General features: G+C 65.3%; 23 protein-coding genes, 1 other RNA gene and 2 pseudogenes. 16 read left to right on the forward strand and 10 right to left on the reverse strand.

Going from position 1 to position 25,260, the window contains the following annotated elements; all coding sequences use genetic code 11:
- From AKN84_RS04450 to tkt, 6 genes are all read right to left on the reverse strand, one after another.
- On the reverse strand, window positions 1-690 hold the full coding sequence (locus AKN84_RS04450) for a thiamine phosphate synthase (protein WP_050419546.1): 690 nt from the start codon (window positions 688-690) through the stop codon (window positions 1-3).
- Window positions 691-1,716 (reverse strand): class I fructose-bisphosphate aldolase, encoded by a 1,026-nt coding sequence (locus AKN84_RS04455; protein WP_050419547.1) that lies wholly within the window; start codon window positions 1,714-1,716, stop codon window positions 691-693.
- 190 nt (window positions 1,717-1,906) lie between these two features.
- Window positions 1,907-2,974, reverse strand: a complete 1,068-nt coding sequence (gene fba / locus AKN84_RS04460; RefSeq protein ID WP_050419548.1) for a class II fructose-bisphosphate aldolase — start codon at window positions 2,972-2,974, stop codon at window positions 1,907-1,909.
- A gap of 152 nt (window positions 2,975-3,126) precedes the next feature.
- Window positions 3,127-4,311, reverse strand: coding sequence for a phosphoglycerate kinase (locus tag AKN84_RS04465; RefSeq protein WP_050419549.1), 1,185 nt, complete (start codon window positions 4,309-4,311; stop codon window positions 3,127-3,129).
- Between the two features lie 143 nt (window positions 4,312-4,454).
- Window positions 4,455-5,462 carry a type I glyceraldehyde-3-phosphate dehydrogenase gene (gene gap / locus AKN84_RS04470; RefSeq protein ID WP_050419550.1) on the reverse strand — a complete coding sequence of 336 codons (1,008 nt, stop codon included), beginning with the start codon at window positions 5,460-5,462 and terminating at the stop codon, window positions 4,455-4,457.
- Window positions 5,463-5,622: 160 nt separating this feature from the next.
- Entirely contained in the window at window positions 5,623-7,605 is a 1,983-nt protein-coding gene (gene tkt, locus AKN84_RS04475) for a transketolase (RefSeq protein ID WP_050419551.1), read from the reverse strand.
- Window positions 7,606-7,924: 319 nt separating this feature from the next.
- Between tkt and AKN84_RS04480 the strand changes: the two genes are divergently transcribed.
- The 5 genes and pseudogenes from AKN84_RS04480 to AKN84_RS04495 all read left to right on the forward strand — a co-directional run bounded on the left by AKN84_RS04480 (window position 7,925) and on the right by AKN84_RS04495 (window position 10,543).
- A complete protein-coding gene (locus AKN84_RS04480; protein ID WP_050419552.1) occupies window positions 7,925-8,245 on the forward strand; it encodes a DUF4164 domain-containing protein in 321 nt (106 codons plus the stop codon).
- Window positions 8,242-8,625: a cell division protein ZapA gene (locus AKN84_RS04485; protein WP_021076488.1), complete on the forward strand. Its 384-nt coding sequence runs from the start codon at window positions 8,242-8,244 to the stop codon at window positions 8,623-8,625. Before AKN84_RS04480 ends, AKN84_RS04485 begins: the two co-directional genes overlap by 4 nt.
- Window positions 8,626-8,797: 172 nt before the next feature.
- Window positions 8,798-8,958: non-coding RNA, 6S RNA (ssrS, locus tag AKN84_RS44555), on the forward strand.
- A 180-nt stretch (window positions 8,959-9,138) separates the two neighbouring features.
- The gene (locus AKN84_RS04490) at window positions 9,139-9,717 is read left to right on the forward strand and encodes a 5-formyltetrahydrofolate cyclo-ligase (RefSeq protein WP_050419553.1); all 579 of its coding nucleotides are present in this window, start codon (window positions 9,139-9,141) and stop codon (window positions 9,715-9,717) included.
- A 2-nt stretch (window positions 9,718-9,719) separates the two neighbouring features.
- Window positions 9,720-10,543, forward strand: a pseudogene (locus AKN84_RS04495) (TIGR00282 family metallophosphoesterase).
- 923 nt (window positions 10,544-11,466) lie between these two features.
- Here AKN84_RS04495 and AKN84_RS04505 read toward each other — a convergent pair.
- A complete protein-coding gene (locus tag AKN84_RS04505) occupies window positions 11,467-12,891 on the reverse strand; it encodes a methyl-accepting chemotaxis protein (RefSeq protein ID WP_050419555.1) in 1,425 nt (474 codons plus the stop codon).
- A gap of 196 nt (window positions 12,892-13,087) precedes the next feature.
- Window positions 13,088-14,866 (reverse strand): methyl-accepting chemotaxis protein, encoded by a 1,779-nt coding sequence (locus AKN84_RS04510; RefSeq protein WP_050419556.1) that lies wholly within the window; start codon window positions 14,864-14,866, stop codon window positions 13,088-13,090.
- 202 nt (window positions 14,867-15,068) lie between these two features.
- Between AKN84_RS04510 and AKN84_RS04515 the strand changes: the two genes are divergently transcribed.
- The 7 genes and pseudogenes from AKN84_RS04515 (at window position 15,069) to AKN84_RS04545 (ending at window position 20,744) form a co-directional block, all read left to right on the forward strand.
- Entirely contained in the window at window positions 15,069-15,815 is a 747-nt protein-coding gene (locus tag AKN84_RS04515) for a YebC/PmpR family DNA-binding transcriptional regulator (RefSeq protein ID WP_050419557.1), read from the forward strand.
- A 215-nt stretch (window positions 15,816-16,030) separates the two neighbouring features.
- On the forward strand, window positions 16,031-16,558 hold the full coding sequence (gene ruvC / locus AKN84_RS04520; protein ID WP_050419558.1) for a crossover junction endodeoxyribonuclease RuvC: 528 nt from the start codon (window positions 16,031-16,033) through the stop codon (window positions 16,556-16,558).
- 309 nt (window positions 16,559-16,867) lie between these two features.
- Window positions 16,868-17,485: a Holliday junction branch migration protein RuvA gene (gene ruvA / locus AKN84_RS04525; protein ID WP_050419559.1), complete on the forward strand. Its 618-nt coding sequence runs from the start codon at window positions 16,868-16,870 to the stop codon at window positions 17,483-17,485.
- Complete coding sequence (gene ruvB, locus AKN84_RS04530; RefSeq protein WP_050419560.1) at window positions 17,482-18,531, forward strand: Holliday junction branch migration DNA helicase RuvB; 1,050 nt, start codon at window positions 17,482-17,484, stop codon at window positions 18,529-18,531. The genes ruvA and ruvB overlap by 4 nt, the downstream gene beginning before the upstream one ends.
- A gap of 171 nt (window positions 18,532-18,702) precedes the next feature.
- Window positions 18,703-19,620 carry a metallophosphoesterase gene (locus AKN84_RS04535; protein WP_050419561.1) on the forward strand — a complete coding sequence of 306 codons (918 nt, stop codon included), beginning with the start codon at window positions 18,703-18,705 and terminating at the stop codon, window positions 19,618-19,620.
- A 170-nt stretch (window positions 19,621-19,790) separates the two neighbouring features.
- Window positions 19,791-20,192 carry a tol-pal system-associated acyl-CoA thioesterase gene (gene ybgC, locus AKN84_RS04540; protein ID WP_128970438.1) on the forward strand — a complete coding sequence of 134 codons (402 nt, stop codon included), beginning with the start codon at window positions 19,791-19,793 and terminating at the stop codon, window positions 20,190-20,192.
- A gap of 86 nt (window positions 20,193-20,278) precedes the next feature.
- Window positions 20,279-20,744: pseudogene (locus AKN84_RS04545) on the forward strand (nuclear transport factor 2 family protein).
- 218 nt (window positions 20,745-20,962) lie between these two features.
- Here the strand turns inward: AKN84_RS04545 and AKN84_RS04550 are convergent.
- Entirely contained in the window at window positions 20,963-21,607 is a 645-nt protein-coding gene (locus AKN84_RS04550) for a glutathione binding-like protein (protein WP_050419562.1), read from the reverse strand.
- 93 nt (window positions 21,608-21,700) lie between these two features.
- Between AKN84_RS04550 and AKN84_RS04555 the strand changes: the two genes are divergently transcribed.
- The 4 genes from AKN84_RS04555 (at window position 21,701) to AKN84_RS04570 (ending at window position 24,071) form a co-directional block, all read left to right on the forward strand.
- Window positions 21,701-22,360, forward strand: a complete 660-nt coding sequence (locus tag AKN84_RS04555) for a TetR/AcrR family transcriptional regulator (protein ID WP_050419563.1) — start codon at window positions 21,701-21,703, stop codon at window positions 22,358-22,360.
- 91 nt (window positions 22,361-22,451) lie between these two features.
- Window positions 22,452-23,099: a dihydrofolate reductase family protein gene (locus AKN84_RS04560; RefSeq protein WP_050419564.1), complete on the forward strand. Its 648-nt coding sequence runs from the start codon at window positions 22,452-22,454 to the stop codon at window positions 23,097-23,099.
- Between the two features lie 98 nt (window positions 23,100-23,197).
- Window positions 23,198-23,599, forward strand: a complete 402-nt coding sequence (locus AKN84_RS04565) for an ArsR/SmtB family transcription factor (protein WP_024579196.1) — start codon at window positions 23,198-23,200, stop codon at window positions 23,597-23,599.
- A complete protein-coding gene (locus AKN84_RS04570; RefSeq protein WP_128970428.1) occupies window positions 23,580-24,071 on the forward strand; it encodes an SRPBCC domain-containing protein in 492 nt (163 codons plus the stop codon). The genes AKN84_RS04565 and AKN84_RS04570 overlap by 20 nt, the downstream gene beginning before the upstream one ends.
- 222 nt (window positions 24,072-24,293) lie before the next feature.
- Here AKN84_RS04570 and AKN84_RS04575 read toward each other — a convergent pair whose 3' ends face one another.
- Window positions 24,294-25,259 (reverse strand): 2-hydroxyacid dehydrogenase, encoded by a 966-nt coding sequence (locus AKN84_RS04575; protein ID WP_050419566.1) that lies wholly within the window; start codon window positions 25,257-25,259, stop codon window positions 24,294-24,296.
- Window position 25,260 lies beyond the last annotated feature (1 nt).

Raw genomic sequence — 25,260 nt, forward strand, 5'->3', positions numbered from 1 at the left:
TCATCCCTCGGCCTTCCCCTCGACCTTGGCCTTGCCGAATGTGCCGGCATGCGCCCGCGCAATCGTCTCGCCGATCTCGACGAGGGCCGCCTTCGCGCCGCGCGGATCGGACCAGATGAAGTCTCCGACCAGCACGAAATCCGCGCCGGCCGCCGCGAACGCCTCGGCCTCCTCGCGCGAGGTTGCAAAGCCGACGCAGGGCGGCTCGAACAATTCGTCCCACCATTGCAGCCGCTCGGCGATCGCCTCGCTCGACGGCCGCTGGCCCTTGGTGTCGGGCTCGCCGAACAGCACGTAGTCGGCACCGGCTTCGCCCGCCGCCATGGAATCGTGGCGCGTCGCGAGCCCGCCGACGCCGACGATGCGGTCGGGCCTCAGCGCGGGCGCAGCCTCTTCCATCGCGGCGATGCCGGTTAGATGCGCGCCGTCGGCACCGGCGCGGGCCACGATGTCGGGTTGGCCGTCGATCAAGAGCGCCGCACCGGCGTTCTGGATCGCAGGCGCCAGCGCCTTGACGGTCGAGATCATGCTGCGCGGGTCGCTCTCGCGCAGCCGCACCAGAACCGCCGCGACGTCGGCGGCGGCAAGCAATTCGGCAAGCTCGGCCGCAAGCCGCGCGGGCTCGTCGACCGGCGGGGTTGCCAGATAGAGGCGCGGCACCGGCCGCGGCGGAACGGGCTTGGTGGCCAACTATGCCGCCTGTTTTTCGAGGCCGGCTTCCCAATTGCCGGTGCTCGCGAGCCCGTTCATCCGGGCGCGATGCGAGAAGGCGCGCTGGCCCGCGGGGACGTTGTCGGGCTTGCCGGACCACGCCTTCTGCGGCGCCGCCTGCAACGCACGGCCATAGGAGAAGGTCAGCCGCCAGGGCAGATGGCCGATCTTGTTCATGGCGTCGAGATGTGCAGTCGCCTCCTCGTCGCTCTGTCCGCCGGAGAGGAAGGCGATGCCGGGCACCGCGGCCGGCACGCAGCTCTTGAGCAGGCGGACGGTCTTTTCGGCGACTTCCTGCACCGAGGCCTGTTTCGGGCACTTCTTGCCCGAGATCGCCATGTTGGGCTTCAGGATCATGCCTTCGAGCGCGACGCGCTGCACCCGCAATTCCTGGAAGGTGCGGTTCAGCACCCGCTGCGTCACCTCGTAGCAGCGGTCGATGTCGTGATCGCCGTCCATCAGCACTTCGGGCTCGACGATCGGGACGATTTGCGCGGCCTGGCACAGCGCGGCGTAGCGCGCCAGCGCATGGGCGTTGACGCGGATCGCGGTCTGGGTCGGGATTCGCGGTCCGATATCGATCACCGCGCGCCACTTCGCAAAGCGCGCACCGCGCTCGTAATATTTCTTCAGCCGCTCGGCGAGCTTGTCGAGGCCAACGGTCACGAGTTCGCCCGGGCAGTTCGGCAGCGCTTGCGTGCCTTCATCGACCTTGATGCCGGGGATCGCGCCCGCTTGCTCGATCAGCTTGACCAGCGGCGTGCCGTCCTTGGCGTTTTGCCAGATCGTCTCGTCGTAGAGGATGACGCCGGAGATATACTTGCTCATCGCCTCCTGCGAGCGGAACAGCATCTCGCGATAGTCGCGGCGATTGTCCTCAGTCGAATCGACCTTGATGGCGTCGAAACGCTTCTTGATGGTGCCGGAGGATTCGTCGGCGGCGAGGATGCCCTTGCCCGGGGTGACCATGGCAAGCGCAATTTTGTTGAGGTCGGAGAGGTTCATGGGGAGTGTCCTCCAGAGCATTGCCTTTGCAAACCAAAATAGGCGGTTCTCGGGCAAATGCCTAGAAAACGTTCGTCGCGGCCAGCGTTTGCCGTGGCCGGCGATCAAGCCTTCGGGACACCGTTTCCGACTGCGTCGGAGCCGGTGTCCCGCCTTAATGATTCAGGCAAGAAGTTGTCAGGTTGCCTCGTCAGGCGATCTTGGGGTCGAGCTGGCCCGCGGCATAGCGCTTGGCCATCTCCGCCGTGGTCAGCACCTTCTTGATCTTGCTGGCCTGGCCCGCGGTGTTGAACTCCTGCAGGCGCTGCTTGCACAGCTTGGTCATCGCCTCCATCGCAGGCTTCAGATACTTGCGCGGATCAAACTCTTCCGGATTGTCCTTCAGAACTTTCCGGATCTGGCCGGTCATCGCCATCCGGTTGTCGGTGTCGATGTTGATCTTGCGCACGCCGTTCTTGATGCCGCGCTGGATCTCGGCGACCGGCACGCCCCAGGTCGGCTTCATCTTGCCGCCATTGGCGTTGATGATCTCCTGCAGCTCCTGCGGCACCGACGAGGAGCCGTGCATGACGAGATGCGTGTTCGGCAGCTTGCGATGGATTTCCTCGATCACGTTCATTGCGAGGATGTCGCCGTCGGGCTTGCGGGTGAACTTGTAGGCACCGTGCGAGGTGCCCATCGCGATCGCGAGCGCGTCGACCTTGGTCTCCTTGACGAACTTCACGGCTTCGTCCGGATTGGTCAGCAGCTGGTCATGCGACAGCTTGCCCTCGGCGCCGTGGCCGTCTTCCTTGTCGCCCATGCCGGTCTCGAGCGAGCCGAGCACGCCGAGCTCGCCTTCCACCGAGATGCCGCCAAGATGGGCCATGCCGGTCACCGTCCGGGTGACGCCGACATTGTAGTCCCAGTCGCCTGGGGTCTTGCCGTCGGCCTTCAGCGAGCCGTCCATCATGACCGAGGTGAAGCCGGCCTGGATCGCGGTCATGCAGGTCGCAGGCTCGTTGCCGTGGTCGAGATGCACGCAGACCGGGATCTGCGGATAGATCTCGGTGACGGCGTCCATCATGTGCTTGAGCATGACGTCGTTGGCGTAGGACCGCGCGCCGCGCGAGGCCTGGATGATGACCGGTGCGTCGACCTCGGAGGCCGCGGCCATGATCGACAGCGCCTGCTCCATGTTGTTGATGTTGAAGGCAGGTACGCCGTAATCATGCTCGGCCGCGTGATCGAGCAGTTGCCGCAACGTTATGCGAGCCATTCCATTTCTCCCTGTAGTGCGCGTTCGGATTCGAACCAGATCATGATGCATTTCCACGGAAACGCATCATGATCTCATCTCTTTGTTTGAGCATGATCTTTTCGGAAAACCGCTTCACACTTTTCCGGATCATGCTCTCGATCAACCCTTTTTCAGAACTTCGCGCCCGGCAGCGGCTTGCCTTCCATCCATTCAAGAAACGCGCCGCCCGCGGTCGAGACATAGGAAAAATCGCCGGCCACGCCCGCCTGGTTCAGCGCCGCGACGGTATCGCCGCCGCCGGCGACCGAGATCAGCTTCTTGGCCCTGGTCCGCTCGGCGGCATGCTTGGCCGAAACCATGGTGCCGCGGTCGAACGGCGTCAGCTCGAAGGCGCCGAGCGGCCCGTTCCAGACCAGCGTCGCCGCATCGTCGATCGCGGCATGGATCCGCGCGATCGATTGCGGGCCGACGTCGAGGATCATGCCGTCCGCCGGGATCGCGTCGAGGCCGTAGGCATGTGAGGGCGCGTTGGCGGCGAACTGGTTGGCGACGACAGCGTCGACCGGGAGGATGATCGCGCAATTGGCGGCGTTGGCCTTCTCCATGATCCGCAGCGCGGTCGCGGCGAGGTCCTTCTCGGCGAGCGACTTGCCGACCGCGACGCCCTGCGCGTGCAGGAAGGTGTTGGCCATGCCGCCGCCGATCACCAGCGCGTCGACCTTGTTCACGAGGTTTTCCAGGAGATCGATCTTGGTCGAGACCTTGGCGCCGCCGATGATCGCGATCACGGGTTTCGTCGGCGCTTCCAGCGCCTTACCGAGCGCGTCGAGCTCGGCCTGCATGGTGCGGCCGGCGTAGGCCGGCAGCTTGTGGCCGAGGCCTTCGGTCGAGGCGTGGGCGCGATGGGCGGCGGAGAACGCGTCGTTGACCCAGATGTCTCCGAGTTTTGCCAGCTCAGCAACGAAGCCGGCGTCGTTCTTTTCTTCTTCCTTGTGGAAGCGGGTGTTTTCCAGACAGAGGATGTCGCCATCCTTGAGTGCTGCAACTGCCGTGGCTGCGGCGTCGCCGATGCAATCCTCGGCGAAAGCGACCGGGCGCTTGATCACCTTCGACAGCGCTTCAGCTACCGGCTTCAGCGACTCCTTGGGATCGCGTCCCTTGGGCCGGCCGAAATGGGCGAGCAGGATCACCTTGCCGCCCTTGTCGGAGATTTCGGTGATGGTGGGGGCAACGCGCTCGAGCCTTGTTGCGTCGGTGACGCGGCCGCCTTCCATGGGTACGTTGAGGTCGACGCGCAGCAGCACGCGCTTGCCCTTCAAATTGACGTCGTCGAGGGTGCGGAACGATTTTGTCATGAGCGTTTCCTGTGCGGCCGGACACAGCCGTCCTGGGGACGGCGTCGCTTTCGCTTGCCGATGTCGCGGCCGTCGAAGCCGCGAGTGCGAGGGGCAAAGACGCAGATGCCCGGCGCGGGGCCGGGCATCACGAACAGTCGAACTTAAGCCAGCTTGCCGATCGCGACGGCGGTGTCCGCCATGCGGTTCGAGAAGCCCCACTCGTTGTCATACCAGGCCATCACGCGCACCAGCGTGCCGTTCTGCACCTTGGTCTGGTCCATGTGGAAGGTGGCCGAGTGCGGATCGTGGTTGAAGTCGATCGAGACATTCGGCGCGTTGGTGTAGCCGAGGATGCCCTTGAGCTGCTGCTCGGAGGCGCGCTTCATCGCCTCGTTGATCTCCTTGGCATCGGTGGCGCGCTTGGCGACGATCTTGAGGTCGATGACGGAGACGTTCGGGGTCGGCACGCGAACCGAGACGCCGTCGAGCTTGCCCTTCAGCTCGGGCAGCACCAGGCCGATCGCCTTCGCGGCGCCGGTCGAGGTCGGGATCATCGACATCGCAGCGGCGCGGCCGCGATAGAGGTCCTTGTGCAGGGTGTCGAGCGTCGGCTGGTCGCCGGTATAGGCGTGGATCGTGGTCATGAAGCCGGTCTCGATGCCGACGGTGTCGTTCAGCACCTTGGCGACCGGCGCGAGGCAGTTGGTGGTGCAGGAGCCGTTGGAGACGACCAGCTGATCCTTGTTCAGCGTGTCGTGGTTGACGCCGTAGACGATGGTGGCGTCAGCGCCGTCGGCGGGCGCCGAGACCAGCACGCGCTTGGCGCCGGCGGTGAGGTGCGCCGAAGCCTTGTCCTTCGAGGTGAAGATGCCGGTGCATTCCAGCGCGACGTCGACGCCGAGGGCCTTCCACGGCAGCTTGGAGGGATCGCGCTCGGCCGAAACCTTGATCTTGTTGTCGCCGAGGCTGATCGTGTCGCCATCGACGGTCACGGTGCCCGGGAAGCGGCCGTGCACGGAATCGAAGCGCAGCAGATGCGCATTGGTCTCGACCGGACCGAGATCGTTGATGCCGACCACCTCGATGTCCTTGCGGCCGGACTCGGCGATGGCGCGCAGAATGTTGCGGCCGATACGCCCAAACCCGTTGATCGCGACGCGGATTGCCATGCTCGTCTCCTCTAATGCTGTTGTCAGCCCCGCGGGAGGGCTCCCACGAGGTTTTTACGGCGGAACGCCCGGTTCGGCCGGGCGCGTACGGAAAAGATGGAGCTTAGGTAATCCTTTTTCGCGACAAGCTCAACCTTGGCCCGCGGGTGTCAGGCCAGCGTCAGACGCGCTTCGTGGCAGCGTTAACGACGGCCTCAGCGGTAATGCCGAAATGCGGGAAAAGGTCCTTCGCCGGGGCGCTGGCGCCGAAACCGTGCATGCCGATGAATTCGCCATCATGGCCGATCACGGCATCCCAGCCCCAGCGCACCGCGGCCTCGATCGCAATCTTGACCGGAGCGTTGCCGATAATGGCATTTTGTCGCTCGGCAGGCTGCGCCAGCAGCAATTCCAGCGACGGGACCGAGACGACCCGCGTCGCGATGCCGCGCCCGGCCAGCTGCTTCTGCGCCTCGACCGCGATCTGGACCTCGGAACCGGACGCGAACAATGACACTTTTGCGTCACCCTGGGCCGCGACCAGTTCGTAGGCGCCGTGGCTGCAGGGATTGTCGTTCGGCGCCGTGGTGCGGAGCTGCGGCAGGTTCTGGCGGGTCAGCGCCAGCACCGTCGGTCCGTCGATGCGGTTGAGCGCCAGTTCCCAGCACTCGGCGGTCTCGACCGCGTCGCAGGGACGGAACACGCGCATGTTGGGGATCGCGCGCAGCGCCGAGAGATGCTCCACCGGCTGGTGCGTCGGGCCGTCCTCGCCGAGGCCGATCGAGTCATGGGTCATGACATAGACCACGCCGGTGCCCATCAGCGCCGACAGCCGCATCGCGGGGCGCGCATAGTCGGTGAACACCAGGAAGGTGGCGCCGTTCGGCGCGAAACCGCCATGCAGGAAGATGCCGTTGAGGCACGCCGCCATGCCGTGTTCGCGGATGCCGTAATGGATGAAGCGGCCCTTCGGCGTCTTGGCGCCGAACGCTGTCGCCGACTTTGCCTTGTTGTTGTTGGAGCCGGTGAGGTCGGCGGAGCCGGCTACGAATTCCATCGGCATCGCGGCCGCGATCACCTCGATCGCAGCTTCCGATGATTTGCGGGAGGCGACGTTGAGCGGGTTTTCCAAGAGGCCCTTCTTGAAGGCGCGCAGCCCCTTGGCGAGCGACTGCGGCCGCTCGTGTCGGATGCGGCGCTCGAACTCGGCGCGCTTGCGGTTGCCGAGCTGCGCGAACTGCTCGTCCCATGCCTTGTGCTCGACGGCGCCGCGGGCACCCGCCTCGCGCCAGGCCTTCAGCACATCGTCGGGCACCGAGAACGGCTCGAGCGAGATGCCGAGCTTTTCCTTGGCGGCCTTGAGCTCGTCGGCGCCGAGCGCTTCGCCATGGGCTTTCGCAGTGCCGGCCTTGTGCGGCGCGCCGTAACCGATCGTGGTCTTGCAGGCGATCATCGAAGGCTTGCTGGATTTCTGTGCGCGGGTGATCGCAGCCGCAATCGCCTGCGGATCATGGCCGTCGATCAATTCGGCGGCCCAGCCTGCCGACTTGAAGCGCTTCACCTGGTCGACGGAATCGGAGATCGAGGTCGGGCCGTCGATCGAGATGCCGTTGTCGTCGTACAGCACGATCATCTTGTTGAGCCGCCAGACGCCGGCGAGCGCGATCGCTTCCTGCGAGATGCCTTCCATCAGGTCGCCGTCGGAGGCGAGCACATAGGTGTGGTGGTTGACGATCTTCTTGCCGAACTCGGCGGCGAGCATCTTCTCGGCGAGCGCCATGCCGACCGCGGTCGCAATGCCCTGGCCGAGCGGGCCGGTGGTGGTCTCGATGCCCTTCGTGTGGAAATTCTCCGGGTGTCCCGGCGTCAGCGATCCGAGCTGGCGGAAGCGCTTGATCTGGTCGAGCGTCATGTCCTTGTTGCCGGTGAGGTACAGCAACGCATAGAGCAGCATCGAGCCGTGGCCGGCCGACAGCACGAAGCGATCGCGGTCGGGCCACGCGGTGTCGGCGGCATCGAATTTCAGAAACTTTGTGAACAGCACGGTCGCGATGTCGGCGGCGCCCATCGGCAGGCCGGGATGGCCGGAATTCGCCTTCTCGACGGCGTCCATGGCAAGGCCACGGATCGCATTGGCCATACGGGTATGATCGACCTGCGTCATGATAAAAGTCCGCCTGGAATGAGAGCTGATTCTGAACGCATCGGGGCGGGCAGCCGCGACACGTGTGTGGATGGGCCTTACGGGTTGGAGGGTGGATTAGCACCTCAATTCCGCAAGTCCAAGGCGATGAAACGCCCCAAAACGGGGAAAAGTTGCCGGAAATCGCCCAATTTCATAGAACGGTGCATAGTTCTGCGCCGCCGTTGCGCTTCCCTCGCTTGCCACGTAAATTTCGTCCGCTAAACGCTTGCCGAACCGCCAGTTTTGCCGTGCGGCAGCCATCTCTAACGGCCTACCTGAGGGGTCCACGCCGCGTGTCATGAGTGATCGTCTCGCCAACGGGTCTGGCAATACCGAGGCGCCGCTTGCCGATATCGACGCTGCGACCAAGCGGCTGATGGCCGCGCTCGATGCGCTGGAAAGCTCCGTGGAGCGGCGCCGCGAGGCCGACCGCGACGAGAACGAATTGGCGAGCCGGATCCAGGCGCTCGGCGCCGATCGCTCCCGGCTTGCCGACGAACTCGACGGATCGCTGGTGAAGACGCGCAAGCTCGAGCGCGCCAATCGCGACATCGCGGAAAAGCTCGACGCCGCGATCGGCACCATACGCGCCGTGCTCGAGGGCGGAGACAGCAGATGAGCCACATCAACGTCACCATCAATGGCCGGCAATACCGGATGGCCTGCGAGGAAGGCCAGGAGGTGCGGCTTCTGAAGCTCGCGGAAAATCTCCAGCAGCGCGTCGAATCCTTGCGCGGCAAGTTCGGCGAGATCGGCGATGCGCGGTTGACCGTGATGGCGGCGCTCACCGCCTGCGACGAGCTGGTCGATGCCAGCGCGCGCATCCGCAGCCTCGAGGAAGAGGTCGAACAGCTGCGCAATGCCCGCACGGCCGCCACCGACCGCGCCCGCGCCACCCAGACCGCGGTCTCCAACGCGCTCAACGCCGCCGCCGAGCGGATCGAGCGCACCACGCAGGTGCTCAACCGCACCATCGGCGGCGGCATCGCGATCGGGTAGCCGCTGTCGTCCCGGCGAAGGCCGGGACCCATACTCCGTGGCCCATCGAGTTTGGGCGGTGCGGGTTAGCACCCTCCGCAACGATGAACAGTTGTGGTTATGGGTCCCGGCCTGCGCCGGGACGACGAGGTACAGCTAGCGAAGTCGGGCAACGATCGCTAGATTAGCCCCCGCGAAGCTGCGTCGTGCGTCAGGAGCCATATATCCCCGGGGCCTTATCGATCCTTTAGGGAACTGTCCCTGGCCGGGTCCGTGGACCCGGACATATGGTGCCCACCTACTTTCGTAGGGAACTCCGGGATCGAGCGCTCCAACGGCCTCTGCGGCTTCGCACTGAATTTTTGCTGTTGCCTTGTCGTCGCGCTGCGGCGGTTCGATTGCGAAGCAGTGCCCCGCGATGCGGGGCGTCCAGCGCGCCGCGACTCGTCTTACGAAAGCTCTGGCCTTGCGAAGCTAGCGTCTCTGAATGATGGATCGTCCGTTGTCGCGGACGACGACAGCGGAAGATGGATCATGCACGCATCTCCATCGAAGGCCGAGCTTCGGGCGCTTGCCCTCGCCAAGCGCGACGCGCTGAGCGACGAGCAGCGCGCGACCGCTGCCGAGGCGCTGGCCAAGCGCGGCGCGCCGTTCGAGATCGCGCAAGGCATGATCATCTCGGGCTATGCGCCGATCCGCAGCGAGATCGATCCGGCGCCGTTGATGAAGAAGCTTGCGGAAAAGGGTGCGCGGCTCGCGCTGCCCTGTATCAACGCGCGCGGCCAGTCGCTGACCTTCCGCAGTTGGTCGCCGCAGGACCGGCTGATGCTCGGGCCGCTCGGCATTCCCGAGCCGTCGCCGGCCGCGGCCGAGGTGCATCCCGACGTGATGCTGGTGCCGCTTGCCGCATTCGACAAGCTCGGCCACCGCATCGGTTACGGCGCCGGCTATTACGACTATACCTTTGCGCATCTGCGCAAGGCCAAGCACGTGATCGGGGTGGGAGTTGCCTTTGCTGCACAGGAAACCAAGGCCATTCCGGCGCTATCGCACGACGTCCCGCTCGATTATGTGCTAACGGAGCGCAAGACGTTCGATTTCCGGAGTAGCTAGCCTTGCGTATCCTCTTCGTTGGTGACGTCGTCGGCAGGACCGGCCGCACCGCCATAGCAGACCATCTTCCCGGCATGATCAGGGACTGGTCGCTCGACCTCGTCGTCGTCAATGGCGAGAATTCCGCCGGCGGCTTCGGCATCACCGAGGCGATCTATCAGGAGCTACTGGATGCCGGAGCGGACGCGATCACGCTCGGCAACCACGCCTGGAATCAGAAAGAGGCGCTGGTCTTCATCGAACGCGCGCCGCGCCTGATCCGTCCCTTGAATTTTCCGCGCCATTCGCCCGGCCGCGGCGCCACGCTGGTCGACACCAAGAACGGCAAGCGCGCGCTCGTCCTCAATGCGATCGGCCGCGTGTTCATGGAGCCGTCGTCCAACGATCCGTTCAGCGCGATTGATCGCGAGCTCGAGGCCTGCCCGCTACGCGAGGGCTGTGACGCATCGTGCTCGACTTCCATGCCGAGGCGACCAGCGAGAAGCAGGGTGTCGGCTTCTTCTGCGACGGCCGCGTCAGCCTCGTGGTCGGGACCCATACCCATGTGCCGACCGCCGATCACCAGGTGCTGCCCGGCGGCACCGCCTATATGAGCGATGCCGGCATGACCGGCGACTACGATTCGGTGATCGGCATGCAGAAGGAGGAGCCGCTGCAGCGCTTCCTCACCGGCATCCCCTCCGGCCGTTTCGAGCCGGCGGGCGGCGTTGCGACGCTCAGCGGCATCGCGGTCGAGACCGACGATGCGACCGGGCTAGCGGTCAAGGTCGCGCCGGTGCGCGCCGGCGGCCGGCTCGAGCCCGCGGTGCCGGGGTTCTGGACTTGAATGGTTCTGCGGATTGGTGATCAGGAAACATGAGTGTCTCGGCGGAGTGGCTGAAGCGACTTATCGAGACGGAGCTTGTGACAATTGATCATGAGGCCACTCTAGCCTTTATCAGGGTTCGTTTAGTCGAACCGCGCATTGTCATGAGGGATTGGGACTACGGCTCTCCGGGTCAGCAATATCCATGCTGGACGACGTTCGAAGACCGCAGCTGGGACTTGGCGTTGGCCCATTGCAACGAGGGCTACGGTCCTCAAAGGCCATGGGGAATGGTATGGATAGGCGAAAGTGGGCGGCCGACATCGATGGGCATGGACACGAGTTGGCATCCTGGCTTCGTCGCCGCGTTTCTTGACAGTGTCGTCGCAACAGAATTGCCGATATGGCGCGTCTATCGACGAAATGATGACCGGGCCTTTACGCCCATTACAGCGCCTGGTGAATGGAAGACGGCGTGGGAGAGCCGGGATCATCTTGCAGAACACCCGAAGGACAACCGGTACTACGTGTTGGACACCCTGCGAGATCCAAATCAGTGGTTGTCTTCGTAATCCCAAACACTTGCGAAAATCAAAGAAGCCCCAGACGAATAGCTGCGCTGATTTTGGCGCAGGCGGTTTCAAGCGGTGCCGGGGTTCTTGCCGGTTGAAAGATTGCTCCCGGATTGCGCTGCGCTGCATCCGGGCTGCGGTCTCCGCGAAATCCTTCTCGCGGGTGCACAACTGATTCCGGATTAAGCTTCGCTCCATCCGGGCTACACACAATTTCGGAATAATAGAAGAGTACCGGTGATTTGCCCGTCGTGTCAAGTTGCCGTGTCGGACGCCGGCTACTTTGCATGGGGTTGTTTTCGATATTTTGGTAGGTGCTCAGCTAAGCGCACGCGGACGACCGTTGGCTTCATACGCTATGGGGCCGCGGATTCACGACTGCCGGAAGCCCATCCGGAACGCGCCCCAGTGGCGGCCGCCGACGAAGATCGGCGACGACAGGTCCTTCATCAGCACGAAATTGCCGCCGCCCATGTCGCGGCGGTAGGTCTGCAGCAGGAACGGCTTGGTATTGGCCGCGACCTTGCTCACCGCGCGGTCGTTGAACAGCCGGCGGTTGCGGCAATTGGCGTTGTTCCACACGGGGTCCGGTCCCTGCGGCTGCCGGTAGTTCGGATTGTGGGTCGGCAGATAGCCGCCGCGCGCCCAGGCGACGCAGAACACGATGCGCGGATCGGTCTTCTGGAGCGGATCCTGGATCGCGGGCAGCACGCGGTCGGTGAAGCTGACATAGTCGGTCAGGTACTGCTTCGGATTGGTGCCCGCGATCTCGCGATACCTCTCGTCCATCAATTGCGCCAGCGTGATCTCGCCGCGTGCGACGGCATTCTCGAACAGGTCGGAGATCTGCTTCGCGGTATCGGTCACGACGCGGATCAGCGGCGCATCGCTGGTTTCCACGCCGCTGTCGGCGATCGTCACGATCAGGCTCTCGGAGAGCTCGAGCAGCTTCGCCACACGGCCGTCGGCGTGCTTGAGGTCGCGCGAGGACAGGTCGACGCCCTTGGCAAGCTCGTTCAGCTCCGCGATCACGGTGTCGCAATGACCGAGATTGGAGGTCGCGGCGCGCGCCACGCTGCCGATCTCGGCGCCGACCGATGAAAAGCCCTCCTGCACGCGGCTGATGATGCCGGAGATCTGCCGGGCGCCTTCACCGGCGCTCTTGGCGCGCAGCGAGGCATCGCCGCTCTCGCCGATCAGGCTGCCGATCTGGCCGTCGAGATCGCGCACGGTGTCGGAAATCTGGTGCGTCGCCTGGCGGGTCGCCTCGGCAAGGTTCTTCACCTCGCTTGCGACCACCGCAAAGCCGCGGCCGGCATCGCCGGCGCGCGCGGCCTCGATCGTGGCGTTCAGCGCGAGCAGATTGGTCTGCTTGGCGATCGCCTCGATCGAGCCGGAGACCTTGGCGACCTGGCTCAGCGCGGAGCCGACCGCGGCGAGCCGCGCCTCGATCCGTCCAACGGCGGCGACGAGTTCCGCGATGTGGCTGACCGCCGTCTCGACCACGTTGCGCGATTCCGCGATCTGGCCGGCCGCGGCGGATGCGGTCGATTGCACCGCCTGCGAGGCGTTGGCGATGTCGTGATTGGCCGAGACCATGATCTCGGCGGTCTCCTGCAAGTGGTGGAACCGCTCGGACTGGTTGGTGACGCGGTTCGCGACCTCCTGGACGTTGCCGGCGATGTCGGCAAGCTCCACCCCGAGGCCGCCGATGCGGTCGGCGAGCTGGTCGACCAGCCGTTCGGCCAGCGTCCGGTTCGACGACGTATCCAGCACTGCAAGCTGCGCAGCCGACATTTCGCGTTTCCTCCGTTACAGCGGCCCATCGAGCTGCCGCTGCATTCCCCAGTCCGATCTAGAGCGTGATTCGCGAACGCCGTCTTGCCTGAGCGTGCACTGCGTAGCCCGGATGCAGCGCAGCGAAATCCGGGATCCCCGTCCGTGGAAACGCGTGTCCCGGATTACGCTTCGCCGCATCCGGGCTAGGAAGTCATCAAAGCTTGTAGGCGGTGCGGAAAGCGCCCCAGTGCCGGCCGCGCACGCGGATCGGCACATCGATCTCGCGCATCATCACGGTGCTGCCGTTGCCCATGTCGCGCGCGTAGCTCTGCACCAGGTAGGCGCGCTCATTGTGCGCGGCGGCGAGGCCCGCGGGATCGTTGAAGATGCGGCGATTGCGGCAATTGGCGGTGTTGTATGCCACGTCGCCCGGCCGCTGCGGATGCGAGTAGATCTTGTTATGGACCGGCAGATAGCCGTTGCGGTCGACCGTCGCGCAGAACGCCAGGCGCTTGTCCCTGGCGAGGAACGCCTCGAGCAGCGCGGGCAGCGCGCGATCCGCCCAATCCAGCATCCTGGTGCGGTACTGCACCGGATTGGTGCCGGATATTTCGACGTAATTCGTGTCGAACATGTCGGCGATCGTGACGGCGCCGCTCGCCAGTCCGTTCTCGAAGACCTTGCCCAGCTCGGCGCCTGCTTCCATCGCGCGGGTGATGAGTTCGGCGTTCTCCTCATGGATCGCCCACATCCGGTCTTCGATCTTTTCCCGCAGCTCGGCGGTCGGCGCCTCGAAGCGGGCCTGGCTGCCGGCCTTGGAGCGATCGCCGATCCGGATCCGGCACGCGCCAACGTCCTGCAAGGTCGCGCTTAGCGTCTCGTGGGCCGGCAGCTTTTCGGCATCGGGCCCGCCGATCAGGATGCCGTCCATCGCGAGCTCGTAGACCGGCGCGGTGACGTTGCCGCGCGCGGTCGCGATCTCGATGGTGAGGCTGCAGGGCAGGCGCTCGTTCTTGCGCGGATCGCCGCGCTCGTCCTGGCGCAGCAGCACCGCGCAGCGTGCCTTCAGCTTCTGGGCAAACGCAGTCACCGCCTTGCCGGCCTTCGCGACATTGTCGCCATGCGCGGCGGCTTCGCGCGTCGCGCTGTCGATCTCGCCGGCGCTGGTGCCGACCGAGACGATGAAGTGCGAGGCGGAGGCGGCGTTCTGGCCCATCTCGCCGGTGATCTGGTTCTGCTCGGCGACCGCGCCGTTGACGTTCTCGAATACCGGGCGGATTTTTTCGATCGCCTCGGAGATGCGGTGCACGGCGTCGGCCGATCCGGTGGCGTCCTTCTGCAGCGCCTCGATCTTCTTGGTGATCTCCTCGGTCGCGCTCTGGGTCTGCACTGCCAGCGCCTTGACCTCGGTTGCGACCACCGCAAAGCCCTTGCCGGCGGCGCCGGCGCGCGCCGCCTCGATCGTCGAGTTGAGCGCCAGCAGCGTGGTCTGGCGCGCGATCTGCGCGATCAGGTTGACGACATTGCCGATCGCGGCCGAGGATTCGCGCAAGCGATCGACGTTGGCGGTGGCCTCGCGCGCGGCCGCCGCGGCGTCGTCGGCGAGCTGGCTCGCACTGCGCACCTGGGCCCCGATGCCCTCGGCGGAATGGGTGAAGCGGTCGGCAGCTTCGGAGAATGTCGTCGCGGTGCTCTGCGCGTCGTTGCTGCGGCCGGCCAGCGCGTCGGTGCGGGCGCGGATGGTCGCGAGCCGGGCTGCCGTCGCCTCGGCGCCGTCGGCAACCGAGTTCGCGGCACGCTCGAGCTGGCGGATCATCGCGCCGAGCTCGAGTTCCAGCAGTTCCAGGATTTCCTTGGCCGAGTCTTTGGCCGAATCCTGGGCCGAATCAATCTCGGTCGGGACGTCGGGCGCTGCGGTCGCGGCTGGAACCTGCGACGCGACGGCCGGCGCAGCCGTCTCCGGCACTTGCTTTCGAAACAAACCGAATGCCATGGGAGCTCTTGGAAGTTGCGGCGAGACGGGGCGATCCTCGCATCCGGGCATGAAGTCATGGTTAACAAGTGCCTCATATTCCGGGTTGCGGTAGTATTCCCGGGCCGAAGGGCCCCGCCGATCCTTTGATTTTGACCGTGAGGGGCCTATAAGGCCGCGTTTTCCATCCCTGTTCAGACCCTAAGCTCCGAAGAGACGTCGCATGGCCGGCCATTCCCAATTCAAGAACATCATGCACCGCAAGGGCCGGCAGGATGCCCAGAGGTCGAAGCTTTTCGGCAAGCTGGCCCGCGAAATCACCGTGGCGGCCAAGCTCGGCACCCCGGACCCGGCGATGAACCCGCGCCTGCGCGCCGCCGTGGTCGCGGCCCGCGCCGAGAACATGCCCAAGGACAATATCGACCGCGCCATCAAGAAGGCCGCCGGCAATGAGGGCGAGAACTATGACGAGATCCGCTACGAGGGCTATGGCCCCGGTGGCGTCGCCGTCATCGTCGAGGCGCTGACCGACAATCGCAACCGCGCCGCCTCCGACATCCGCTCCTTCTTCACCAAATCTGGCGGCAATCTCGGCGAAACCGGCTCGGTCGCCTTCATGTTCGATCGCACCGGCATCATCGAATACGACGCCAAGGTCGCCTCCGACGACGCGATGCTGGACGCCGCGATCGAGGCTGGCGCCGACGACGTCGTCTCCAGCGAAGCCGGTCACGAGGTCTACGCCTCGCAGGATACCTTCCGCGAAGTGGCCAAGGCGCTGGAAGCGAAGTTCGGCGAGCCGCGCAAGGCGGCGCTGACCTGGAAGCCGCAGAACACCGTCTCGGTCGACGACGAGACCGGCGAAAAGCTCTTGAAGCTGATGGATCTGCTCAACGAGCACGACGACGTGCAGAACGTGTTCGCCAATTTCGAGGTGTCCGACGCGCTGCTCGCCAAGATGGGCGGCTGAGCCACTTACTCCGCTGTCATCGCCCGGCTCGACCGGGCGATCCAGTATTCCAGAGGCTGTAGTGCTTGAGCCGATAGGCCGCGGCGTACTGGATCCCCCGCTTTCGCGGGGGATGACGAGCAAACGCGGGATCATCAGCGGGCCGACCGTGACACAGGCGGGGATGAGCCTCCGTTTGTGTTTCGTTCTCCCAGCGCAGGCGGTATCACTACCCCATGACAGCCCAGCCGATTCGCTCTCCCGTCCGCATCATCGGTATCGATCCGGGTCTCCGCCGCACCGGCTGGGGCGTGATCGAGACTGAAGGCAACCGCCTGGTCTATATCGGCTGCGGTTCGGTCGAACCTCCCGATGATCTGCCGCTGGCGAGCCGGCTGCTCGCGATCCATGAGGGTCTTGCCGCCGTGCTCGGCGACTTCAGGCCGGCGGAAGCCGCGGTCGAGCAGACTTTCGTCAACAAGGACGGCGTCGCCACGCTGAAGCTCGGCCAGGCTCGCGGCGTCGCCATGCTGGCGCCTGCAATGTTCGGTATCTCGGTCGCCGAATATGCGCCGAACCAGGTCAAGAAGACCGTGGTCGGCGCCGGTCACGCCGAGAAGAACCAGATCCAGGTAATGCTGAAGATACTGCTGCCGAAGGCCGAGCCGCCCTCCGCCGATGCCGCCGACGCGCTCGCGATCGCGATCACCCACGCCCATCACCGCCAGAGCGCCGCACTGCGGCTCAGGGTGGCGAACCTATGAGGAAGGTCTGCGGCGAAGCACGAGGTGAGGGAAGCACTCTGGTCAGGCTCCCTCCCCCTTGCGGGGGAGGGTTGGGGAGAGGGGTCCCGCTTGCTCGACTGCGCGACACAGTGCACGAGCAACGCTCGCACCGCGCATAATTATCTCGCGCGCTTGGTTGCTGCCTCCTCGCCACATCCCGGAGGTCAGCACCCGGGGCTTACCCCTCTCCCTAACCCTCCCCCGCAAGGGGGGAGGGAACCCTTCCGCCGGTACGCCCCTCACTGAAGCATTCGAACGCAGTGTGAGCACCGAGTGCGAGGTGACAGGATGATCGGCAAGCTGAAGGGCCTGATCGATTCCTACGGCGAGGATTACGTGATCCTCGACGTCGGCGGTGTCGGTTACCAGGTGCATTGCGCTGGTCGCACGCTGCAGGCGTTGCCGTCGCCGGGCGGAGCGGCCGTGCTCTCGATCGAGACCTATGTCCGTGAGGACGCGATCAAGCTGTTCGGCTTCCGCAGCGATCACGAGCGCGAGTGGTTTCGCCTGCTGCAGACCGTACAGGGTGTCGGCGCCAAGGTCGCGCTCGCGGTGCTCGGCACTTTGCCGCCGACCGATCTCGCAAATGCCATCGCGCTGCGCGACAAGGCGGCGGTGGCGCGGACGCCGGGGGTCGGGCCGAAGGTCGCCGAGCGCATCGTCAGCGAATTGAAGGACAAGGCGCCGGGCTTTGCCGATGTCGATCCCGCTGTGGTGCACCTCTCCGGTGCGATCGACAACAACCGCGCCCCGCGCCCGGTGACGGACGCGATCTCCGCGCTGGTCAATCTCGGCTACGGCCAGCCGCAGGCCGCCGCCGCCATCGCCGCCGCCTCGCGCAGCGCCGGTGAAAGCGCCGAGACCGCGCAGCTGATCCGGCTGGGGCTTAAGGAATTGTCGAAGTGAACCCTCCCTCGCGCATGGTCTCGCCCGAACGCCGCTCCGACGATGTCGGCGACACCGCGCTGCGTCCGCAGTCGCTGACGGAGTTTGTCGGCCAGGCCCAGGCGCGCAAGAATCTCTCGATCTTCATCGAAGCCGCCAAGAAGCGCGGCGAGGCGCTTGACCATGTGCTGTTCGTCGGTCCGCCCGGCCTCGGCAAGACCACGCTGGCGCAGATCGTTGCGCGCGAGCTCGGCGTCGGCTTTCGTGCCACCTCCGGCCCTGTGATTGCCAAGGCCGGCGATCTCGCGGCGCTGCTCACCAATCTCGAAGAGCGCGACGTGCTGTTCATCGACGAGATCCATCGCCTCAGTCCGGCGGTCGAGGAAGTGCTCTATCCCGCGATGGAGGATTTCCAGCTCGATTTGATCATCGGCGAAGGCCCTGCAGCGCGCTCGGTGAAGATCGAATTGTCGAAATTCACGCTGGTCGGTGCGACGACGCGCGCAGGCCTGCTCACCAATCCGCTGCGCGACCGCTTCGGCATTCCGATCCGGCTCAATTTCTACACGGTGGAAGAGCTGGAGAAGATCGTTACCCGCGGCGCCCGCGTGCTCAACATCGGCATGAGCCCCGACGGCGCCAACGAGATCGCGCGCCGCGCCCGCGGCACGCCGCGGATCGCCGGGCGCCTGCTGCGCCGGGTGCGCGACTTTGCTTCCGCGGCCGATGCTGATTCCGTCGATCGCGGCATTGCCGACCGGGCGCTGAGCGCGCTTGAGGTCGACAGCGCCGGGCTCGATGCGATGGACCGGCGCTACCTCACCACCATCGCCCTAAACTATGGCGGCGGTCCGGTCGGCGTCGAGACCATGGCGGCGGCGCTGTCGGAGCCGCGCGATGCGATCGAAGACATCATCGAGCCCTATCTGATCCAGTGCGGCTATCTGCAGCGCACCCCGCGCGGCCGGCTCCTGACCTCGCACGCCTTCCGCCATCTCGGCCTCGCCGAGCCGAACCGCGATCCCTCGCAGTTCGGCCTGTTCGGCGGCAACGGCGACGACGACTGAGCCTCCGCTCTCGAAGACGTGAGAAGACGTGTTGATGCGGCGCATCGCGCGTGTCGGTAACCTTGCGCGCTAACCATTGCGAAGCGTCTGCAGGCCGTTTGCACAAACGCGGCCCAATTTCGCTCCAATCAACGGGCCTATGGTCGTTCAGGCATCACCGATCGAACGTCCATGATTTCACGCCGAAATTTTCTGCGCACCGCCGGCGGATTGACCGCCGCCACCGCCTCGACCGCGGCCTATGGCCTGAGCGAGCCGGTCGTTCGCCTCACGCTGACGCGCTACGATCTGTCGCCGCGGCAATGGCCAGCCGACTTTCCGCTCAAGATCGCCGCGCTCGCGGACATTCACGCCTGCGATCCCTGGATGTCGCTCGATCGCATCGCCGACATCGTCGAGCGGACCAATGCGCTGAACCCCGACATCATCGTGCTGCTCGGCGACTATGTCGCGGGGCTGCGCCACGTCACGCGATTTATTCCGGCCTCCGAATGGGCCGCGGTGCTCAAGGGCCTGAAGGCGCCGCTCGGCGTGCACGCCGTGCTCGGCAATCACGACTACTGGGAAGACAAGGCGGTGCAGCGCCTGGGGCAGGGCACGCCGGTCGCGCGGCGCGCGCTGGAGCGCGCCGGCATCCCGGTTTACGAGAACGACGCGGTGCGGCTCGTCAAGGATAACCGCCCGTTCTGGCTCGCCGGTCTCGGCGACCAACTCGCCTTCATGGCGGCGCGGCGCTATCGCGAGATCAGGCGGATCGGCGTCGACGATCTCAACGGGACGCTCGCGAAAGTCACCGACGATGCGCCGGTGATCCTGCTGGCGCACGAGCCGGACGTCGCGCTGCGCGTGCCCTCGCGCGTCGCGTTGCAGCTGTCCGGCCACACCCATGGCGGCCAGATCCGGCTGCTCGGCTGGTCGCCGGCGGTGCCGGTCGAGCACGGCATGCGGCTCGCTTACGGCCACATCAAGCTGAAATGCGACGTCGTCGTCTCCGGTGGCCTCGGCTGCAGCATCATGCCGTTCCGCCTCGGCGTGCCGCCCGAGATCGTGCAGGTGACGCTGGGTGCAAAGGGATCGGCGGTGTCCTGATCGCGCTTGCGTGATCGAGCAATTTGCGCAACACGATTGTCGTTCCAAGGCATGATCCGGAAAAGTGTGCAGCGGTTTTCCGAAGAGATCATGCTCAAACGACCTCAATCGAGGGGCCGCAATTGACCTTACCCCATATCGACGGCGCGATCCGCGATGGCCGGCACCATATGCAGGTGCGTGTCTATTACGAAGACACCGACTTTTCCGGCATCGTCTACCACGCCAATTACCTGCGGTTCATGGAGCGCGGGCGCACCAATCATCTCCGTCTGATGGGCGCCGAACAGAACGCGCTGTTCGAGGAGGCGCAGGAAGAGACCGGCGGCTTCGCCTTCGTCGTGCGCTCGATGACGCTCGACTTCCTCAAGCCTGCGCGGATGGACGACATGCTCGACGTCGTGACCTGGCCGATCGCCGTGAAGGGCGCCTCCATCATGCTGGCGCAGGAGGTCCGGCGCGGCGATGACGTGCTTGTGAAGGCGCAGGTGCGCGTTGCCTTCGTCAGCCAGGGGCGGGCGCAGCCGATTCCGAAGTCCATTCGCGCGCTGATGAAGGCCGATCTGGCCTAGCTATCGGGCGATAGGAAACGCCCCATCGACTCCATGCGGCGCTGCGCTAGATTTGCGCGCAACAAACCAACCGCGAGGGATCGCCGATGTCACGCCCGCCGCTGCCACCTTTCACCCGCGAGACCGCCGCGCAGAAGGCGCGCATGGCGGAGGACGCCTGGAATTCGCGCGACCCCGTTCGGGTCGCCGGCGCCTATACCGAGGACAGCCGGTGGCGCAATCGCTCCGAGGTATTTCAGGGCCGCGAGGCGATCGTGGCCTTCCTGACCCGCAAATGGGAGAAGGAGCAGGAGTATCGCCTGATCAAGGATCTCTGGGCGTTCGACGGCAACCGTATCGCCGTGCGCTTCCAGTACGAATGGCATGACGCCGCCGGCAACTGGTTTCGCTCCTACGGCAATGAGCAGTGGGAGTTCGACGAGCACGGCCTGATGCGCCGCCGCGAGGCCTCGATCAACGACATCGCGATTGCAGAAGGATCGCCGCTTCCATTGGCCCGCGCCGGGCCCGCGTCCGGCCGACGTGCCGGGGTTGGGGCAGGAGCCGTTCTAGCAGTGAAAGCTGGGCCGTTGTGCTTCGAAACGCCGCCGCTTCGCGGCTCCTCAGCATGACGGGGATGGAGTTGCGCAAGCAGCACCCTCGACCAATTGCGCGTCTCCATCTCCGTCACCCACGCGTAACGGCTTCGCCGTTATCGCTGGAGGTGCGAGCGGAGCGAGCCTCGAAGGGTCGACGGCCCCGCGCTTGGAGCCGTCGTGTCGCGACGCGCCTTACGCCGCCGCCTTGTGCCGGGCGATCTCGGCCTTGTAGAGCTCGAACTCCTCCGCGACCGCCTTCGCGACCGACGGCCGGGCGCGCAGCCGCTCATAATAGGCCTTCAGCGCCGGCCATTTCGAAAGTTCGATCGGCGGCGTCGCCATGGTCCAGTTGATCACCGTGACGAGGTAGGCGTCGGCGACGCTGAAGTGATCGAGCAGGTACTCGCGGCCCTTCAGATGATCCTCGACATAGTCGAGCCGCGAGACGTATTTTTCCAGCGCATAGGTCTTGGCCTCCGGCGGCGCCTTCTTGTCGAGCAGCGGCAGGAACAGGCCCTTGTGCAGCTCGGTGCCGATGAAGCACAGCCATTGATGCAGCTTTGAACGCTCGGCGTTCGACGCGGTGCCGAGGCCGGCCCGCGGGAACTGGTCGGCGACATATTGCAGGATCGCCGCGTTCTCGGTCAGCACCACACCGTCGTCGGTGCGCAGCGTCGGCACCAGGCCGAGCGGGTTGACCTTGTTGAAGTCGGTGCCGTCGTTGCGCACCTGCTTGGTCTTCGGGTCGACCTCGAGATAGTTGGCCGGCTGGCCCGCTTCATAGAGCGCGACGCGGGTCGCCATCGAGCAGGCGAGCGGCGAGAAATAAAGGTCCATGGGTGCCTCCAGTGTCTGGCGTGGGTGTCCGGCCGTTGTTGATTTTTGTACTGTCTTGGATAATATTAGCTGCGTCAAGGAATTTAGTGCGAAATGGTACAAAAAAGTAAGAAGCCGCCATCTGCTGCCAAAATCGCAGCGCCCGTCGCGCCGAAGCGGCGTGGGCGGCCGCGCGCCTATGAGCCCGATGTCGCGCTCGGCAAGGCGCTCGATCTGTTCCGCCGCGACGGCTTTGCCGCGACCTCGCTCGATGATTTGAGTGCGGCGACCGGCATGAACCGGCCGAGCCTCTATGGCGCGTTCGGCGACAAGCGCGAGCTCTACATCAAGAGCTACCAGCGCTACCGCGACGACGCGCGCGCCGCGATGGCCGACATCTTCCGCTCTGATGCGCCATTGCGCGAGCGGCTGGAGCGCATCTATCGCATCGCGCTCGACATTTATCTTTCCGGCGAGTCCGGTCCGCGCGGCTGCTTCACCGTGATGACCGCGGCGTCCGAGGCGGTGTCCGATCCTGACATCCGCAACATGGTGGTGGAGGGCCTGACCGAGCTCGACAAGGCGTTCGGCATCTGCTTCCGCCATGCCAAGGAGCGGGGAGAGCTGCCTGAGGGCGCCGATCCGGCGTCGCTTGCGCATCTTGCCTCCGCCACCATCCACACCATCGCGATCCGCGCCCGTGCCCGCGTGCCGCGCCGGGAACTCGAGGCGATCGTCAAGGGCGCCCTCGACGTGATGTGCGCGGCCAAATAGAAGCCGCAAAATTTCTTCAGCAGCAAATGTCGGACGCTGGTTTTCCTGCCCGTCTTCCGTAAGGTCCCCCCTCTCACGGAAGCGAAATCTCATGGGAAAAGTCAGGACTTCAGCATTCTCGGTCTCGATCGACGGATTTGGCGCGGCACCGCGTCAGAGCCTCGAAAATCCATTCGGCGAAGGCGGCATGGTGTTGCCCGGCTGGTTCCTCCAGACGCGGACGTTCCGCCAGACCTTCGGCCAGGACGGCGGCAGCACCGGTCTCGATGACGAGATCGCGCGCAAGTCGATGGAGAATATCGGCGCCTGGATCCTCGGGCGGAATATGTTCGGCCCGATCCGCGGGCCGTGGCCGGACGAGTCCTGGAAAGGCTGGTGGGGCCCCAATCCGCCGTATCACACGCCGACCTATGTGCTGACCCATCACGCACGGCCGGACATCGAAATGGAAGGCGGCACCACGTTCCACTTCGTGACCGACGGTATTCACGCCGCGCTCGAGCGCGCGCGTGCTGTTGCGGGGGACAAGGACATCCGGGTCGGCGGCGGCGTGTCGCTGGTGCGCCAATTCCTTGAGGCGCGGCTGCTCGACGAGGTGCAGCTGGCGCTATCGCCGGTGCTGCTCGGTGCCGGCGAGAATCTGTTCGCGGGTATCGATCTGCCCGCGCTCGGTTATGCCGTCGTCTCGCACGTCGCGAGCCCGAACGCTACGCACGTCACCTTCGCGCGCAAATCGTAGATCGCGCACGTTCGCGTCAGCGGCCAAAAACGGCCGTTGACGCGGCCGTCGTTCGGGCGTACTTAACCTCAAGGTTATTTAACCAATGAGCTAAGTACATGCCGCTCGACCCCCTCAGTTCGACCTTCGCGGCGCTGGCCGATCCGACCCGGCGCGCGATCCTGGCGCGGCTCGCGCTCGGCGAGACCTCGGTGATGGAGCTGGCAAAGCCGTTCGACATGAGCCTGCCGGCGATCTCCAAGCACCTGAAGGTGCTGGAGCACGCCGGCCTGATCTCGCGCGGGCGCGAGGCGCAGTGGCGGCCGTGCCGGATCGCGCCCGACTCGTTCAAACAGGTCGATGGCTGGCTCGGGAATTTCCGCCGCTTCTGGGACGAGAGCTTCAACCGCCTCGACGGCCTGCTCGAGGAGATGAAGGCGGAGGAGGCCGCAAAGGCTCCGCCGCGCAAGCGTAAAACCAGTGTGACAAAGGAGAAGCAACGTGGACGCACGCGTGGATAAGACGCTGAAGATCACGACCCCGTCGGATTTCGAATTCGCCATGACGCGCCAGTTCGACGCGCCGCGGCGCTTTGTGTTCGATGCGATGACAAAGCCGGAATACCTGGTGCGTTGGCTCGGCTGCGAGCAGCTCACGATGCCGGTGTGTGAAGTCGACCTGCGGGTCGGTGGCGCCTATCGGTTCGTGTTCCGGTCGTCCGAGGGCATCGAGCATGAACTCACCGGCACCTACCGCGAAGTGGTTCGCCCGGAGCGGCTGGCGTTCGGCGAAACGTTCTCGATGCCGGGCTTCACCAGCGACGAGTATCTGGTCATCTCGACCTTCGTCGAGGAAGCCGGCACCACCACGCTGACCACCACCATCAAGCATCCGACCAAGGAGGCGCGTGACGGCCATCTCAACTCCGGCATCGATAAGGGCGTCGCTCCCGCCTACGACCGGCTCGCCGAGGTGGTTGCCGAGATGGGCTGAGGCCTTCGCATCGTCATTGCGAGCGAAGCGAAGCAATCTATCTGTCCGCTTACGCGATTGCATGGATTGCTTCGTCGCTTCGCTCCTCGCAATGACGCTCGCGTGTGATTCCAGCAGTCGCCGGTTTCGTAGCCCGGATGGAGCGAAGCGCAATCCGGGAGCAGTTTGTCCGCTGCAAAGACCCCGGATTTCGCTTCGCTGCATCCGGGCTACGCGCTGGCCTCAATATCCCCGCTTGCGATCGACCACGTTCTCCAGCTCCCCGCCCGCCTCGAAGCGCGCGATCTGCTGTGCAACGTATTTCGAGATCTCGTCGGCGTCGGTGTCGGCGGCGTTGTGCGGCGTCAGCACCACCCTCGGGTGGTTCCAGAACGGGCTCGCCTCGGGCAGCGGCTCGGTCTCGAACACGTCGAGCGAGGCCGCGCCCAGCGTGCCGTCATCGAGCGCGCGCAGGATGTCGGCTTCGTTCTGCAAGCCGCCGCGGCCGGCATTGACGATCACGGGCGCGCCGAGCGGGCTGTTGCGGTTCAGCTTGGCGAACGCATCGCGGTTCAGCACATGCCGTGTATCCGGCGTCAGCGGCAGCAGGCATACCAGGATGTTGGCCGCGCGCAGGAATGCGTCGAGCCCGTCAGTGCCGTGATAGCAGGCGATGCCGTCGATCCGCTTCTCGCTGCGGCTCCAGCCGACGACGCGGAAGCCGAGCGCGCGGAGCGCCTGCGCCGAGGCCGCGCCGAGGGTGCCGAGCCCCATCACGCCGACGGTGATCGCGCTTGCTGCCCATTGATAGTCCGGCGCCCAGCGCTTCAGGCGCTGCGACTCGCGCAGATAAAGCTCCTGGCGGTGATGCATCAGCACATGCAGCACGACATATTCGGTCATGCGGTCGGTGAGATCGGAGACTGAGACCCGGACCAGCGGCACGTCGGGCAGCGAGCGGTCGGCCATCAGCGCGTCGACGCCGGCGCCAAGGTTGAAGATGACGCGCAGGTTCTTGAATGAAGCGAGCTCGCCCGGCTTCGGCTTCCACACCGCGGCGTAATGCACGTCGGCGGGATCGAGTGCGCCGTCCGGCAGCAGCACCGCAGGGCGGTCCGGGCAGACGGTGTCGAACCGCGCCTTCCAGCGCGCCGACGACCAGTTTTCCGAGCCGCCATTGATCAGCAGCGCCAGTGCGCCCTTACCCATC

It is taken from the genome of Bradyrhizobium tropiciagri, from assembly GCF_001189845.1.
In the GTDB taxonomy this organism is placed as follows: Bacteria; Pseudomonadota; Alphaproteobacteria; order Rhizobiales; family Xanthobacteraceae; genus Bradyrhizobium; species Bradyrhizobium tropiciagri.

Bases quoted from the DNA above. Each gene is read 5' to 3' on its own strand.
- AKN84_RS04465 (WP_050419549.1), bottom strand. From the start codon at position 4,311: ATGACAAAATCGTTCCGCACCCTCGACGACGTCAATTTGAAGGGCAAG.
- AKN84_RS04455 (WP_050419547.1), bottom strand. From the start codon at position 1,716: ATGAACCTCTCCGACCTCAACAAAATTGCGCTTGCCATGGTCACCCCG.
- AKN84_RS04485 (WP_021076488.1), top strand. From the start codon at position 8,242: ATGAGCCACATCAACGTCACCATCAATGGCCGGCAATACCGGATGGCC.
- AKN84_RS04555 (WP_050419563.1), top strand. From the start codon at position 21,701: ATGGTACAAAAAAGTAAGAAGCCGCCATCTGCTGCCAAAATCGCAGCG.
- AKN84_RS04560 (WP_050419564.1), top strand. From the start codon at position 22,452: ATGGGAAAAGTCAGGACTTCAGCATTCTCGGTCTCGATCGACGGATTT.
- ruvC (WP_050419558.1), top strand. From the start codon at position 16,031: ATGACAGCCCAGCCGATTCGCTCTCCCGTCCGCATCATCGGTATCGAT.
- AKN84_RS04490 (WP_050419553.1), top strand. From the start codon at position 9,139: ATGCACGCATCTCCATCGAAGGCCGAGCTTCGGGCGCTTGCCCTCGCC.
- AKN84_RS04510 (WP_050419556.1), bottom strand. From the start codon at position 14,866: ATGGCATTCGGTTTGTTTCGAAAGCAAGTGCCGGAGACGGCTGCGCCG.
- AKN84_RS04535 (WP_050419561.1), top strand. From the start codon at position 18,703: ATGATTTCACGCCGAAATTTTCTGCGCACCGCCGGCGGATTGACCGCC.
- AKN84_RS04565 (WP_024579196.1), top strand. From the start codon at position 23,198: ATGCCGCTCGACCCCCTCAGTTCGACCTTCGCGGCGCTGGCCGATCCG.
- AKN84_RS04550 (WP_050419562.1), bottom strand. From the start codon at position 21,607: ATGGACCTTTATTTCTCGCCGCTCGCCTGCTCGATGGCGACCCGCGTC.
- AKN84_RS04515 (WP_050419557.1), top strand. From the start codon at position 15,069: ATGGCCGGCCATTCCCAATTCAAGAACATCATGCACCGCAAGGGCCGG.
- tkt (WP_050419551.1), bottom strand. From the start codon at position 7,605: ATGACGCAGGTCGATCATACCCGTATGGCCAATGCGATCCGTGGCCTT.
- fba (WP_050419548.1), bottom strand. From the start codon at position 2,974: ATGGCTCGCATAACGTTGCGGCAACTGCTCGATCACGCGGCCGAGCAT.
- AKN84_RS04575 (WP_050419566.1), bottom strand. From the start codon at position 25,259: ATGGGTAAGGGCGCACTGGCGCTGCTGATCAATGGCGGCTCGGAAAAC.
- ruvA (WP_050419559.1), top strand. From the start codon at position 16,868: ATGATCGGCAAGCTGAAGGGCCTGATCGATTCCTACGGCGAGGATTAC.
- AKN84_RS04480 (WP_050419552.1), top strand. From the start codon at position 7,925: ATGAGTGATCGTCTCGCCAACGGGTCTGGCAATACCGAGGCGCCGCTT.
- ybgC (WP_128970438.1), top strand. From the start codon at position 19,791: ATGCAGGTGCGTGTCTATTACGAAGACACCGACTTTTCCGGCATCGTC.
- gap (WP_050419550.1), bottom strand. From the start codon at position 5,462: ATGGCAATCCGCGTCGCGATCAACGGGTTTGGGCGTATCGGCCGCAAC.
- AKN84_RS04505 (WP_050419555.1), bottom strand. From the start codon at position 12,891: ATGTCGGCTGCGCAGCTTGCAGTGCTGGATACGTCGTCGAACCGGACG.